Below are 15,800 nucleotides of genomic sequence, written 5' to 3' on the forward strand. Positions count from 1 at the left end.
GAACTTGAAATTGGACGGTTTTAAACATGATGAGCTATAGTAATCCCAGACAAACTATATAAGGAGTATGCAATCATGTCTCTTTTCATTGCAATGTGCTTTTTTTCATTATCCATGTCGATCTCTCCAGGCCCTGTGAACATAACAATTCTTTCTTCTGGAGTCAATTATGGCTTTAAGCACTCATTACCTTTCGTATCCGGTTCAACAGTCGGGTTTACATTCTTGTTAACTGCTGTTGGTTTAGGGGTATCCAATCTCGTGGCGCAAGTCCCTATATTCTATGAATTGCTAAGATATATAGGGACAGGATACATGAGTTATATTGGCTACAAAATTATGGTATCACATTCAGAAATCGAGTTAAAAGAGGAACAACTGCCACGTTTTCGTCACGGTTTTCTTATGCAGTGGCTTAATCCCAAAGCTTGGATTGCATGTCTTTCCGGTGTTTCTGCCTTTGGTTCGAATACTTCCTATTCGATGCTTCTTGTGTTTGTGTGTATTTATTTTCTCATTTGTTATCTTTCACTTGCCTCCTGGGCCCTTTTAGGATCGAAATTACAATTTCTTATGAAAGTGAAGAACGGCATAAAGGTTTTTAATTTGATGATGGGCGGATCATTGATTATTGTAGCAATTTTTCTTTTATTTTCGAACTATTAGGATTAAGAAGATTCGCTTGTTTTCTTACTCCGATTTCTCGAAAGTCTCGTCTCCCCATAACTTGAATCATCATTTCTGTACTTCTATATCACTATCCTGCCCGTTAGCCTAATGAATTAACGGGCAAAAACGATTAAGTATACACCTATTTGTGAATAGGAACATGTTCCTGTCAAATATAGTAATAGGTACAGGTTTTTGTTTCAGATATCAGCACAAAGTAAGATAGTTCATAGGTTTCTCCTTCCTTGATCCAGAGTCACATTCAGCATTCACCGTATCCCATGGGACAAGAACTTGTACCGATAAATAGAAAAAGCCCTAAAACAGCGACATTAATGGTTACAAATATCAATGACACATAAACTTTAAAGCGAAGGTATAGTCAAATTATTTAAGATAGGGTAGAATTGTTAGAGTTACTTTCTCAGCGATAAAACCAATGTAGTAAACCAAACATAACTTTTGGAGCCGAATTTGACTCCTGTACTTAAACGAGCCTTAGTCACTGAAGGCTCGTTTTTTGATGCATCTTAAAAATACCTTTTTCTGATTCTAACTTGGATCTCTTTTTATACCTTCCAACAACACTACTCTGTTCAAAATTGATTAACTTGCGCTTACATCGCCGTAAGGCGGTTTTACATACACAAAAAAAGAACTAACGTTCCAGTAGGAGGAATTAAATTAGAAAGCTTTAAAAAATTAAAAATTGGCTGGAGATATCGGTTAAAGTATACCGATCCGTTCACTCAACAACAAAAGGAGAAATCAGAAGCTGGTTTCCGAACTAAACCAGAGGCAGAACTGGCTGCTGCTGAATTTTTAAGGCAGCTAAAGCAAGGATTCGAACAGACCGACATTCCTTTGGTCGATTACTTTCGAAATTGGATAAATAACTACAAAAAAGGAGTTGTACGAAAGAATACGATCAAACTACATGAAAACAACCTTAACACCCATATCAAACCTTATTTTAAGCGTCTGATGCTCAAAGATTTAAAACCAGATATATATCAGGTCTTTTTAGACTCTCTATTTAAAAAGGGGCTCAGCAAACGTACGGTCGAGATCATCAATTCTACTGTATACTCAGCCATGGAGCATGCATTGATTCAAGGGAAAATATTACGCAATCCATGTAAGGGGTCTATTATTAAAGGAGAGCACAAAAAAAAGTCTATTCAATTCATTGATTCAGAAGACATTCCCAAATTTCTTCATACGACTCGAGGGTATGGGTACATTTATTGGATTTTCTTCAAATTGCTTATTGAAACGGGGTTACGAAAAGGTGAGGCTGCCGCTCTAAAGTGGTCGGATATCAATTTCAAAGAAAAGACGATCCTCGTGGATGAAACACTCGATTTTCAAGCTGACGACGAGGACGAACTTTTCGGAGATACAAAAACGGAAAATTCTACTCGCACCATTAGTGTAAGTAACGGAATCATAAATGATTTGAGATATCATGCTTCATGGCAAAATCAAAATAAGATCAATTTAGGGGAATTCATGTCTGACACGATTTAAATCTGGTCTTGTGCAGAAATGATGGTAGTCCGATGCCGAAATCCAGTCTCTTTAATGCTTCAAAGAGGATTTTGAGAAAGGCTAGTTTGAGTGAGGAATTAACGATTCATTCCTTGAGACACACCTATGCCGTGGTCATGCTTGAAGCTGGGGCTGACATCAAATTTGTACAAGAGCAGCTAGGACATGGCAGTGTGCAAATTACATCCGATGTGTATGCTCATATTTCTAAATAGCTAGAGAAGCGTAACATTGATAAATATGAAGAGTACACTTCTCTTATTTTTGGATCAGAAAATCAAAAACCGGGGGACGTTTGGGGGACGCAACCTCAATAGAAGTGCAATCCCCTCAAAACGTCCCCCGGTTCATCTCTTCAAAACCCCGTAGTTACAAGGTTTTTTCGATTAATACAACGTGATATATTGATCGCGTTCCCATTGGTGGACTTGTGTGCGGTACATGTCCCACTCAATTTCTTTCAGCTCGTAGAAGTGAGCCAGGGCGTGGTCGCCGAGAGCATCACAGATGACTTCGCTGCGGATCAGTTCGTTCAATGCTTCTTTCAGGTCAGCTGGCAAGCTTGGAATGCCTTCTTCCACACGCTCTTCTTCTGACATGATGTAGATGTTGCGGTCAATCGGAGCTGGTAAGGAAAGCTCACGTTTGATTCCGTCCAGACCTGCTTTCAATAAAACAGCCAAAGCCAGGTATGGGTTAGCAGCCGGATCCGGGTTACGAACCTCAACACGTGTGCTCAGACCACGTGAAGCTGGAATACGGATCATTGGGCTGCGGTTACTTGCAGACCATGCTACGTAACATGGTGCTTCGTAACCTGGTACTAGACGTTTGTATGAGTTCACAGTTGGGTTAGTGATTGCTGCAAATGCACGTGCATGCTTCAGAGTTCCGGCCATGAAGTGGCGTGCAGTTTTGCTCAAGCCCAGCTCGTCCGACTCGTCAACAAATGCGTTCTCATTGCCACGGAACAAGGATTGGTTACAGTGCATACCGGAACCGTTCATACCAAACAATGGTTTTGGCATAAATGTAGCATGCAATCCATGTTGACGTGCAATCGTTTTAACAACGAGTTTGAACGTTTGGATCTGGTCTGCCGCTTTCAATGCATCCGCATATTTGAAGTCGATCTCGTGTTGACCTGGAGCTACTTCATGGTGAGAAGCTTCGATCTCAAAGCCCATCTCTTCAAGCGTAATTACGATGTCGCGACGACAGTTTTCGCCAAGATCTGTTGGCGCAAGGTCGAAATATCCACCTTGGTCATTCAATTCGTTCGTTGGGTTTCCTTTTTCATCCGTCTTGAACAGGAAAAATTCTGGTTCAGGACCAACGTTAAAGGATGTGAATCCCATTTCTTCCGCTTCCCTCAGGTTTCGTTTCAAGATGCCGCGGGGATCACCTGGGAATGGGTTGCCATCTGGAAGATATACGTCACAGATCAAACGAGCAACGCGATTATCGGATACCCATGGGAAAATAAGCCAAGAGTCCAGATCTGGATAGAGGTACATGTCGGATTCTTCGATACGAACATAACCTTCAATGGAAGAGCCGTCAAACATCATTTTGTTATCGAGCGCTTTCGTCAATTGGCTTACTGGAATCTCAACGTTTTTGATCGATCCAAGCAAATCGGTAAATTGCAATCGAATGAATCGTACATTTTCTTCTTGTGCAATGCGGAGAATGTCTTCTTTTGTATAACTCATGATTCCTCTCCCTTTCTTATCTGCGTATTTGGCTTGCATGTTATATTTGTACATTAGAATGTTCCACGGGTCAAGGAGTCTGACATCAGAAATTTGTAATTTACTATACCCGCCTCGTTAGGTGAATCTATTTATTAAAAAAACGAGAAAGTTCACCTTGAATGAGAGAAACTTGACCAGGTCTTTTGCCTGAAACGAGCTGTTGCTTGAGCAAACGGTGTAGCTGAGTGTCTGACAGTTCTCTGCGCTTCACTTCCGTATCCGGTGTAATCACCGTCGCTTCCTCCGATTCTTTGGAAACAGGATTCATCACCTGCTTGATGCCTGCAATGTTAACCCCTTTTTCAATCAAAGCTTTGATCTCCAGCAATCTCTCCACGTCGTTAAAGGAAAACAAGCGCTGATTTCCTGATGTTCTCGCAGGAACGATCAGACTGTGCTGCTCATAATAACGAATCTGTCTCGCGGACAGATCGGTAAGCTTCATTACAATGCCTATCGGGAATAAGGCCATATTTCTGCGAATTTCGTCACCCATGTTCATCAACCTTCCAGTCGTCTATTCTTGACACTATTGTACATTTAGTTGTTACAAAGTGTCAATGACATGTTAGATAAACTCACAATAATTTACGATCTTTCATCGCCTGTAATGCCATCAAAACGCCATATTTAACATGAGAGTAAGTTAATCCCCCTTGCATATAACCGATAAAAGGCTCTCGGATCGGCGCGTCAGCAGATAACTCCAGACTACCTCCCTGAATAAATGTACCTGCCGCCATAATAACAGGATGCTCATATCCTGGCATATCCCAAGGCTCTGGTACGACATGACTGTCCACGGCAGCTGCCTGCTGAATGCCTTGCACAAAAGCGATCAAATGCTCTGCAGAGCTGAATTGTACCGCCTGAATGAGATCGGTACGCGGCTCGTCCCATGCAGGCTTGGTCACAAATCCAGTAGCAGCAAACATGGCCGCAGCGAAAATACTCCCTTTAATCGCCTGACCAACTACTGTCGGAGCCATGTAAAGTCCTTGATAGATGCCTCGCGTTGTTCCAAGCATGGCACCTACCTCACCTCCGATGCCAGGTGCAGTCAATCGATAAGCCGCCAGCTGTACATACTTCTCTTTGCCGCATATGTATCCCCCGGTTTCTGCAAGCCCGCCGCCCGGATTTTTGATCAATGAACCGGCCATCAGGTCCACCCCGACTTCTGTCGGCTCACGTTCCTCTGTGAATTCGCCATAACAATTATCCACAAACACGATCACGTCCGATTTCAACGCTTTGACACGTGTCACCATGTCTGCAATTTCAGCAACGGTGAAGGAAGAGCGCCAGTCATAGCCACGGGAACGCTGAATGCCGATGACCTTTGTTGCAGATGTGATCTGCTTCTCCACAGCCTCCCAATCCACGGAACCTGAAGATGTGAGTGCCGTTTCAGCATATCCAATACCAAAATCACGAAGAGAACCTGTACCATCTCCAGGCTTGCCTATTACTTTATGTAACGTGTCATAAGGCTTACCTGTGATGTACAACAACTCGTCTCCAGGACGCAGCACGCCGAATAATGCTGTACTGATTGTATGTGTTCCCGAGGCAAAATGAGGGCGGACCAGTGCAGCCTCTGCACCAAACACATCGGCATATACCTCATCCAGCACCTCACGCCCACGGTCATTATACGCATAACCCGTAGAACCAGCAAAATGATAATCACTTACTTTTCTGCGTTGAAATGCGTCAATAACCTTCCATTGATTATGATCGACGATGCGGTCAACCTGCTGGAGCTGTCCTTCAATCTGACGTTCCACCTGATGCTGCAGCTCTACAATATTTGAATCAAACCTTGCCATCTTGCTTTCATTCCCCTTTTATCGCACGAAACTGACGTAACTAAACCATTCTCGTGTCAACTTATCACATTAGTATGTCATGAATGTTACAGTTCAATGAAATCTTCAAGTAAATAACCGTATTTCTCATATTCACCTTTTTGCAGCTCAACCTGATAAATGACGTCATTCTCATCATATTCAGTACCAACGACATCCCCGATCTTGTATAACACAGAAGTCAGATCACCGCGCTCAGCCGGAATACGGAAGCGTTTAGTATCTCCCGTAAGCTCAGCCTGAATCAATTCACGAATTCTGATCAGGTCTGCTGCATCCAGCGCACTTACTTTGATATGATTTTTATCCAGCGGCAGCATCTCAAGCTGCTCCGGCGTGCAGGCATCCTTCTTGTTATACAGGACCAGCTGAGGCTTGTCCCCGGCACCAAGCTGCTGAAGTATCGCGTTAACTGTATTGATCTGATCTTCACGCATCTCGGATGAAGCATCTACAACATGCAGGATGAGATCCGCTTCATTTACCTCTTCCAAGGTAGCACGAAAAGCCGCAACCAGATCATGAGGCAGGTTTTGAATAAAGCCAACCGTATCGGTCAGCACAATTTCTTTGCCACTTGGCAGTTCCATCGTACGTGACGTTGGATCGAGTGTAGCAAAGAGCTGATCCTGAATATATACATCTGCATCCGTTAGCTGCTTGAGCAGTGTAGATTTACCTGCATTCGTGTAACCCACCAGCGCCACTTGAATAATACCCGTTTTTTTACGACGCTCCCGATGCAGTTTACGATGACGTGTAACCTCTTCCAAATGCCGCTTCAAGTCATCAATGCGTCCACGAATATGACGACGATCGGTCTCCAGTTTGCTTTCCCCTGGCCCTCTTGTCCCGATTCCGCCGCCCAGCCGGGACAGATTTTTACCGTGCCCGGACAACCTCGGCAGCAGATAGCTGTGCTGAGCCAGCTCTACCTGAATAATACCTTCTCGCGTGCTGGCACGTTGAGCGAAAATATCCAGAATCAGCTGGGTACGGTCGATAATTTTCAAATCCAGCGTCTCTTCCAGGTTTCGAACCTGAGCTCCCGACAACTCCTGATCAAAAATAGCTGTAGTTGCACCAAGCTCATCAGCAACGAGACGAAGCTCTTCAACCTTCCCCTTACCGATAAACCACTTCGTATCCCGTGTTTCCCGGTTTTGGGTTAAAACGCTAAGCACTTCGACACCTGCCGTTTCGGCAAGCTTTACAAGCTCCTGCAGGGAGTATTCATGATTAATACCTGAACGCTTGACCTCATCCGTAACCAGACTGACCAGGATTGCACGATCTTTTTTGGTCGTATCTGTATTATGTGTACCTGTTGTCATCTATAGCTTCACTCCTCTGTTCCGTCTCTGATGCCTCCGAATCCGAATGATCCCTTGGCAATGCTAAAGCCGAACCGGTTAGCCCGGCCGGCTCTGTTAAAAGGCTATTATCGCTTACTTTCGGTCAAACTTCAAATCCTCTGTACGAATGGTCATTAACTCCAGCTTGCCCGGACTTCCATCCGAGTATTGCTCCAGCAAACGAACAGCTTGATGTCTGATCGACCTCTCAATCGCATTCCTCACATATCTGGCGTTGCTAAACGCATGCAGCGAATCATTTTTCTCCTGAAGAAGATGCTGCTTTAACTTGAGTATGGTCTGTGGCATCAAAATATAGTCACGTTCTTTTGCCATCATTTCAGAGATTTGAATTAATTGATCAATCGTGTAGTCTGGAAATTCAACCTGAATTGGAAAACGGGAAGGCAGCCCCGGATTCGTCTGCAGAAAAAAATCAATTTCCTCCGAGTACCCGGCCAGGATCAGAATAAACTGGTTTTTGTGATCCTCCATGGACTTCACCAACGTATCGATTGCTTCCTTGCCAAAATCCTTCTCACCGCCCCGGGCAAGACTGTATGCCTCGTCGATGAATAAAATACCACCAAGGGCCTTTTTGACCAGATCTCTGGTCTTCTGCGCCGTATGGCCAATGTACTCACCGACCAGATCGGCGCGTTCCACTTCAATCAGATGCCCTTTACTGAGCACACCCATCTTCTGAAACATTTTGGCTACAATTCTGGCGACCGTTGTTTTCCCCGTGCCGGGATTTCCTTTGAAAACCATATGATACACATGTGCGCCGCTAAGCAAACCTGCCTCTGAGCGCATCTGTGCAATCTGAAGGAAAGCATAGATTTCAAACACCAGTTCCTTGATATTTTCGAGTCCAACCAGCTGCTCCAGTTCACCTTGAATCTCCTGAAAGTGAGTGTGTTTTGTTACACTCTTGGCCGCCTGTACTGAAAGTGCTTCATCTTTGGCAAGAATTTGAGGCTCCTGGTTACGTAACACCACATTAATTTGTCTGGATGGTCTGCCTCCCGGTTGCCCTCCTGCAGCCATGACCCGTCCGTTCATTCGCCATCACCTCTATTTTATCGGGCTGATCTCTCCTGATTATTAATGTATTCTATCAGTTGCCCAGATATTAGAAGGATGTACAACAAAATTCTGTGAGAAGCATCACATCCTAGACCTGAATGTTTTTGCGAAACTCACCGTTCTCGAATAACGTCTGTCTATGCTTCAGTGATAACTGAAAGTATGGAAAAACATGAGCATCAATAGCGTGCAGCAGTTCCTTGGCCGTTTTGTTCGCGAGATCATAATCCCCCGTTGTAATGTGTTTACGAGACAAGGCATCCTCCAGCTCATCCTCATCCAGCAAAAAAATCTCTCCGTCCTTCAGCACAACAACATCCAGGTATAGATCGTCAAACCACGGAACACCCTGATCCGTGATTCCCTGGCTGCGGCAAGTATCAATATACCACTCGATAATCCGCTGCTGATCATCAAACATCGCCGTCACAACAAAATGTTCTCCCTTCGGATAGTATTGCAGCCACGAATATCCCTTATCCGCAATACAGAAGGTCGTGCCTCCATACGTCTTCCACAAGGGTTCTTTCAAATCCTGTATGGTATACAGCGTAATGTAACCTGTAAAAATTTTGGACTGAACGAACCGGCATGTAAATTGTCGGTTCGTAATCCGGCGCCAGTTTGCGCGATCCCCGAATTTCCGTTTCATACGAACCCCTCTTTGCCGACTGCAGATCCACGATCTGCTTTTAGATTGGTGAACAATGATACGTCTGCTTTGAAGTCAGGACAACGAGCCTGCTCAACACACGTATTCGAATAGTTACAGCTTACCATATTTAACGTATACACTCAAAACGAAGTCTTCTGTACAGTTTATCATGTGGCGTGTGATTTTTGATATCGTCTATCAGCCTGTCTTTCCGGCAGTAAAAAAACTGCTCCACCGGCGAACCGGGAAGCAGTCTCATAAAAATCAGGATATTGATTTGTGAGGCAGCGACTACTTAACCTCCTGAACCTGTTTGAGGCGTAGAAGGAGCGTCGGTCCCTCCGGTATCCCCATTGGTTCCACTATCAGACGGGACAATTTCACCCGGAGTTGTTATGGCCCCGTCACTCGGGCCTTCGCTTCCAGGGTCTGTTGTTCCCTGCCCCGGAGGTGTACCCCCGCCCGGCTGACCGTTGCCATTGCCGTTACCGCCATTGTTATTTCCGTTATTGTTTCCGTTGTTTTCATTTCCGTTTCCATTATTACCATTACCGTCATTACCGTTATTACCATTTTCACTGCCGTTTCCATTGCCATTGTTGCCGTTCGGATTCCCGTTATCCGTTCCTCCGTTGTCCGGATTATCCGTTCCTGGCCCCTCTGGCTCCGTACCCGTTCCAGCGTCTGTGCCCGGTTCAGGCTGCTGAGGCTCAATCTCCTGAGCTTCGATCATAAGCGAGACGGTATTGGACGGACTTGTTTCCTGACCGGATGACAGATCATAAGCCGTTACATAGTACTCATAGGTCAAACCTGGTAATGCACTCAAATCCTGCGCACTCGTTGATCCAACGGAGTCGATCAGATGGGTGAACTGAGCTTCTGACGTCTCCTTCCGGTAGATACGATACTGTGTATTCGCATCACCCGTTCCAGTCCAGTTCAGCGAAACCGTCTGAGTCGAAGCATTGTACGATGCGCTCAGTCCACTTACCGAAAGTTCGGGCTGTTGTGGTTCCTCTACAGGTGGTGGAGGTGCTTGACCTCCCTCAGGTGTTTTGAATTCCTTCACAGGAACACCTTTCAACGCATCACCCATGACCTTGGCAAAAAATGCTGCAGACAGCTTACTGCTGTTCTTGAGCATATGTTTGGCATCAGGATTGTCATAGCCCATCCAGACAGCACCGGTCCATTCTGGCGTGTAACCTACGAACCAGACGTCACGGTTAGAGCTGTTACCAGCGATACCGCTCTGCACCGTACCCGTTTTACCAGCAACTGGTCGATCCAGTCGTGCAGAACGTCCTGTACCGTCATTAACTACATTTTGCAGCATCTGTGTGAGCTGGTAAGCATTTTGCTCACTCATCACACGTTTGGTCTCTGATTTATCGTGTTTATACGTTGTTTTACCAGAGCTATCTTTAATTTCTTTGATGGAATACGCCTGCTGGTACTCACCCAGATTGGCAAACGCACTGTACGCCTGTGCCATCTCCAGCGTATTGGTCCCTTTGCTCAGACCTCCAAGAGCGATAGCCAGGTTTTTATCCTGATCTGTCAGCTGAATACCTACACTTTTCGCAAAATTAACCCCGGTGTTCACCCCGATCTTATCCAGCAGCCAAACGGCAGGGATATTCTCGGACTTCGTAATGGCATCCGTCATACTGATCGTAGAGGAGTAGCCATGGAGGTTGCCCGGACAGTAGTTGCCGAAACATTGCTTTTCATTGCTAAGCGGTGAATTGGCACTGTATTTCCCTGTCTCCAGCGCTGGTGCATAGGATACAATTGGTTTGAAGGCAGACCCCGGCTGTCTCCGGCTTTGCGTTACCCGGCTGTAACCTTTTGTCTGATAATCACGACCACCCAGCAATGCAACTAGACTGCCGTTCTCATGGTTCATAATAACCATCGAGCCTTGAACCTGTTGATCGTCCTTGCTTGCCTCAAACAAACTGTCATCAGAGAACGCATTCTCCATTGCGGTTTGAGCCTGTGCATCCATCGTAGTATAGATTTTAAATCCGCCGATATTCAGATCATCTTCTGTCATGCCTGTAACACGCTCCGCTTCACGCAGAACATAGTCAATGAAGGCTTGATATTTTCTGTCCTTCTCAGGCGGAGTATATTTGTACTCTACTGCTTTGGCTTCGTTCATCTCTGCCTCGGTGATATAACCCTGCTCGTACATTAATTGCAGGACCACACCGCGGCGTGCTTTTGAATCATTTGGATTGCTCAGCGGGTTATATGCAGATGGCCCTTTAGGCATTGCAGCCAACGTAGCAATCTCCCACAGGTCCAAATCTTTCAAATTGCTTTTTCCAAAATAAAATTCCGATGCAGCCTTGATCCCGTAACGCTGATGACCAAAGAAAATCCGGTTCAAGTACATTGTCAAAATCTCGTCTTTTGTGAAAGTACGTTCTAAAGCCGTTGCGATAGATACTTCTGTAGCTTTTCTGAAAAATGTCTTGTCACGCGATAGAAACATATTTTTGGCCAGCTGCTGGGTCAGTGTACTGCCACCCTCTACCATGGAACGTGCCATGATATCTTTCACAGCTGCCCGGCCAATGGACCAGAGATCTACACCTTGGTGCTCGTAGAAACGTTTATCCTCGGTTGCTACAAAGGCTTCCTTGACCAATTTAGGAATATCATCGGATTCCACAGGTTCCAGTTTTTTGATGGAGAGCTCACCCATAATATTACCGTTGCGATCATATACTTTTGAAGTTTCGTTAATCGTCGTTTTATTCATGTTAGCTTTAAGCAGTTTCTCGCCGTTGATCAGAATAAACAAATATCCAGCTAATGCACAAAATATGGCAATGGCCATGGTGAAAAACAAAGTCCATCCAACGCGTTTCCCCGTAATTTTTTTCTTTTTAGAGGTCTTTGGTTTCGCTTTTTGGTTTGACTTGTTATTGGTGTTGCGATTATTAGACCTCGATAACGGATCGTTTGGCATGTTACCTCCTGACTCCCTTTCAGTTGCATGTTTTCTATTTCTCTGGCAGCACAAGCTTATATTAACCCTATTTTGCCCGGAATGAAAAGAACAACCCATATTAGGTTGCTCTGTTCACTTCCTATACATCTAGACGAAATGGTTTGATAAAAGGTTTCGGAATTTTTAAGCTTCGCCGCCGTTGTCCTGCTGCATCAGCGATACGCTGCGTTGCGGTGTGAACGTGGAGATGGCATGCTTGTAGACCATTTGCTGGCGTCCGTCGCTGTCAATGACGATCGTAAAATTGTCAAATGCTTTGATCGTCCCGCGGATTTGGAAGCCATTGGTCAGATAGACCGTAGCCGGAATATTTTCTTTCCGCAGTTGGTTCAAGAACGTATCTTGGATGTTGATGGACTTGTTCATTAGCCGTACCCCCATTGGTTCATTTGAATTCATAGTGTAAGTAATATTCAATATCGCTGAGTAGCTTTCGTGCTATTATATCATGAACAGTTTCATATAATCCACAAAAACCCTACTCTAGGACTGTCCATCTTATTCTAAGACCATTTACAGCAATAAAAATTAGAATAATATTCTATTATATACCCCTTTTCCGGATTGCAGACAGGGTCACAAATATTATAATAACGCTTGAAGCGAAAGAGTTTCCAACTTTCATGTTCTATTAACAAAAAAAGCACGAATCACAGAGTTTTCACTCCAAAAATCGTGCTTCAGCTTTATATACGGAAATTCATTGATAAGCATTACCTGCGCCATTTGGTCCGGAAGTTGAACTAGGGTTATGCACTTTAATATGAACTCCTGATTCAGCTTTAGATGTACTAATGGAAGTCGAAAACCAATTTCCATTTTTAGGATATCTACCATTTACGTAAGTTTCTCCATATACATCATCACTAAAAAACCCTTTTTTTACAATTTGATATTTTAAATTAATACTAGTAGTTGAACCCAGTAGTTCTTGCCAACCATTTATCGTCACTGAAGAACCACTCATATTGAATGAAGAAGAACTGTATGCATTCACGACTGTGTAAGGATGACCATCATTTTTTGTAAAAGAAAAATCCCAATACGCTACTGAACTTGATAGAGGCATTATGTCATTATGTGTTGTTTTGTTTTCATTAGCTAGATTATTTTTTGTATTTATAACTTCATTTTGTATTCCTTGCTTCACTTTAGTGCTAATTGTTTCCTTTCCATCCACAACCAACTTCCAAATATTATCATTTTTAACAACAGGTAAATTCAATGTGTTTGATTCATTACCATTATTTCTATTTAATTTAAGAGTAACAACATAAGTATCCCCATCTTTATTGAGATCAAGAATTTCATAAGAAGAAAAATCATCACCTTTGAACAGTGCTTCATATTGATTTTTTTGTTCTTGAGTTGATGAGAAACGTTTGTCATCTACCCACTTAATTAACTCTTCTGAATCTTTATTACTGATTGCTTGAATGTAGTTTTCAACTGATTGCTTAGCTAATTCGAGCTCAGACTGTTGAATTGGACTTGCAGAAACACTTGTAGGAGCTACCATTATGAGCAAAGTAGTAAGAAGACCAAACATTTTCTTTTTGAAAAACATAAGAATGAAACCTCCTATTTCTATTTATTTTTTAGCGTAACTTTAATAAATATACTCTTTAGACAAACAAAGTTACGCTCCCTCTATTATATCAAAAAATCCAAAAATATGAAATATTTTATCATATTTTGTTTTTTTATAAGTCAAGTACTCTGAAATTAAAAGACAGAGTGTCATAACATTCAAGACTTTCAATTCACCTCGAAACTTCTAAGCATACAGATCGGCAGCCACCCACGTTGGAAATTGTCTATAGCGCCTATGTAAAATTTATCTTATCTGACTTAAAGACCGAGAATATATCCTTGAAATGGGCTGACAAAGCAGAAGTTTAACAGCAAGTGAGCAAATACATTGTTTTACAACCAAACTAATTCTAGAAAAAAAAAAAAAAAAAAAAAGACCGTTCCCCTTTAGAATAATGGGAAACGGTCGTAACTTAAATCTTGTCTTTGTTGTACTGCATACTTTACAAAGTTATGACCACTACAGAAACTTCAATAAAAATCATATATCTATAATTAAAACAATCCGTATTTCCATTTAATCATTTCACTGACTTGTTTATAATTCCCTTCAAAATTACCAGTATCCGTCACATCTACCCACTGAATATCCTTCATATGACGGAACCATGACAGCTGCCGCTTGGCAAAGCGGCGTGTATCCCGTTTCAACCACTCCACCGCGGCCTCCCAGCTCACTTCACCTTGCAGGTACGCGGCAATCTCTTTATATCCCAAGCCCTGCATCGAAATATGCCCTCTCGCTACCCCGCGCTCCAGTAGCGCCTTCACTTCATCCACAAGTCCCTGCTCAATCATCAGATCAATTCGTTCCTCAACTCGGGCATACAACTTCTGACGATCCATCGTAAGACCTACAATAAGCAGATCGTAAGGTGACTCTTTTTTCTGCACCGCAAGCTGTTCCGACCATTTTTCACCCGTCAGATGAAAGATTTCAAGTGCACGGACAATTCGCCGCTGATCATTCGGATGAAGACGTTCTGCACTGGCTGGATCAACTTCTCTCAACCGATCATGAAGCGCCTGAGCTCCGTGCTGCTGTGCATAACTGAACTGTTCCTCCCTGAATGCCTCGTCCGAACCGCTATCCGAAAACTGAAAACCATAACATACCGATTCCACATACAATCCCGTGCCGCCAACGATAAAGGGCAACTTACCTCGTCCATGAATCTCAGGAATCAGACGTGTGCAGCTCTCCTGAAACTCCGCAACAGAATACGGATATTCCGGTTCATGAATGTCAATGAGATGATGAGGAATGCCCTTCATTTCCTCGGGTGTAATTTTTGCGGTACCAATGTCCATTTCCCGATAAACTTGCATCGAATCTCCCGAGATGATCTCACAGTTAAAGGCCTGTGCCAGCTCGATGCTTAATCTCGTTTTACCTACTGCCGTTGGTCCGACCAGCACCAGCAGCTTGGGTTTTTGTTCAACTTCCGCTTTCAACATTAATCACTCCGTACAACGTTTTTGCATTGGCCCGATCCAGCACCTGGAATCCAAGTCGGTCAAACTCTGCGCTGCCGCGTTTTTCTTTCATCACTACCCGCTTTCGGGCGACTCTTTTGGCCTCCACAATACTTTCTTCTGCTAAAGCATGCGCATTCGCATAGTTTCGCAAAGGTTTGATTGCACTCGAATCCATCATGGGCTCACGGAACATCGGATCAAAATAAACGGTGTCACAGCTCCGATCCGGCAAGGAACGAAGCAGTTCCAGATGATCCTGATTACGAAGCTCAATCCGTCGAAAGGCTTGATCGATATCGGGCTCGTTGCTCTCATAATGAGACATGCCATCCAGCAGCAAGGTATATAGCGCTTCAGAGCTTTCACATGCAATGACATGTCCTTGAACACCTGTTGCCACCGCGAATACCAGGGAATCCGAACCCAGACCCGCCGTGCAATCCACAACCGTATCTCCTTCAATGACAGCACCGGCTTCCAGCATGGGGTCAGGCTCTCCTCTTAATACACGTTTGGCGCGTACAAACCCCATACTCGGGTGAAATTCAAGCTCGGATGCATCCTTACGAAACAAGCGTGCTCTCCCTTTCAGCACCACCAGAATCTCCTGAATGCCATATTGCTCAAGCAATTTGGGCAGAGAAGTCCTGTTGCGCGGGACGTAAGTGCCTCCAGTCGAAGCAGCCAGCGCACGCGCACGCTCCACCAGCGAGGCCGCCTCCTTGTCACCCGTCGTTATATACATAATATCCC

General features: G+C 44.0%; 12 protein-coding genes and 1 pseudogene. 2 read left to right on the plus strand and 11 right to left on the minus strand.

The window, feature by feature from the left end; all coding sequences use genetic code 11:
• Positions 1-75: 75 nt before the first annotated feature.
• Positions 76-666, plus strand: coding sequence for a LysE family translocator (locus ACQSGY_RS10330; protein ID WP_427051831.1), 591 nt, complete (start codon positions 76-78; stop codon positions 664-666).
• A 681-nt stretch (positions 667-1,347) separates the two neighbouring features.
• Positions 1,348-2,537, plus strand: a pseudogene (locus ACQSGY_RS10335) (tyrosine-type recombinase/integrase).
• A 69-nt stretch (positions 2,538-2,606) separates the two neighbouring features.
• Here ACQSGY_RS10335 and glnA read toward each other — a convergent pair.
• From glnA to ACQSGY_RS10390, 11 genes are all read right to left on the minus strand, one after another.
• Positions 2,607-3,935, minus strand: a complete 1,329-nt coding sequence (glnA, locus tag ACQSGY_RS10340; protein ID WP_111273758.1) for a type I glutamate--ammonia ligase — start codon at positions 3,933-3,935, stop codon at positions 2,607-2,609.
• Between the two features lie 127 nt (positions 3,936-4,062).
• Positions 4,063-4,473, minus strand: a complete 411-nt coding sequence (locus ACQSGY_RS10345; RefSeq protein ID WP_111273725.1) for a MerR family transcriptional regulator — start codon at positions 4,471-4,473, stop codon at positions 4,063-4,065.
• Positions 4,474-4,555: 82 nt separating this feature from the next.
• Complete coding sequence (locus tag ACQSGY_RS10350) at positions 4,556-5,809, minus strand: aminotransferase class I/II-fold pyridoxal phosphate-dependent enzyme (RefSeq protein WP_427051832.1); 1,254 nt, start codon at positions 5,807-5,809, stop codon at positions 4,556-4,558.
• A gap of 86 nt (positions 5,810-5,895) precedes the next feature.
• Positions 5,896-7,182 carry a GTPase HflX gene (hflX, locus tag ACQSGY_RS10355; RefSeq protein ID WP_216514550.1) on the minus strand — a complete coding sequence of 429 codons (1,287 nt, stop codon included), beginning with the start codon at positions 7,180-7,182 and terminating at the stop codon, positions 5,896-5,898.
• A 114-nt stretch (positions 7,183-7,296) separates the two neighbouring features.
• A complete protein-coding gene (locus tag ACQSGY_RS10360) occupies positions 7,297-8,268 on the minus strand; it encodes an AAA family ATPase (protein WP_427051833.1) in 972 nt (323 codons plus the stop codon).
• Positions 8,269-8,380: 112 nt separating this feature from the next.
• On the minus strand, positions 8,381-8,944 hold the full coding sequence (locus ACQSGY_RS10365; protein WP_111273673.1) for a DUF402 domain-containing protein: 564 nt from the start codon (positions 8,942-8,944) through the stop codon (positions 8,381-8,383).
• Positions 8,945-9,242: 298 nt separating this feature from the next.
• Entirely contained in the window at positions 9,243-11,933 is a 2,691-nt protein-coding gene (locus ACQSGY_RS10370) for a PBP1A family penicillin-binding protein (protein WP_427051834.1), read from the minus strand.
• A gap of 165 nt (positions 11,934-12,098) precedes the next feature.
• Complete coding sequence (gene hfq, locus ACQSGY_RS10375) at positions 12,099-12,341, minus strand: RNA chaperone Hfq (protein ID WP_090916826.1); 243 nt, start codon at positions 12,339-12,341, stop codon at positions 12,099-12,101.
• A 334-nt stretch (positions 12,342-12,675) separates the two neighbouring features.
• Positions 12,676-13,542: a hypothetical protein gene (locus ACQSGY_RS10380; protein ID WP_427051835.1), complete on the minus strand. Its 867-nt coding sequence runs from the start codon at positions 13,540-13,542 to the stop codon at positions 12,676-12,678.
• Positions 13,543-14,063: 521 nt separating this feature from the next.
• Positions 14,064-15,026, minus strand: coding sequence for a tRNA (adenosine(37)-N6)-dimethylallyltransferase MiaA (gene miaA / locus ACQSGY_RS10385; RefSeq protein WP_427051836.1), 963 nt, complete (start codon positions 15,024-15,026; stop codon positions 14,064-14,066).
• Complete coding sequence (locus ACQSGY_RS10390; RefSeq protein ID WP_427051837.1) at positions 15,007-15,792, minus strand: class I SAM-dependent methyltransferase; 786 nt, start codon at positions 15,790-15,792, stop codon at positions 15,007-15,009. Before ACQSGY_RS10390 ends, miaA begins: the two co-directional genes overlap by 20 nt.
• Positions 15,793-15,800: the final 8 nt, after the last annotated feature.

It is taken from the genome of Paenibacillus sp. TC-CSREp1 (assembly GCF_050171015.1).
Lineage (GTDB): Bacteria > Bacillota > Bacilli > Paenibacillales > Paenibacillaceae > Paenibacillus > Paenibacillus silvae.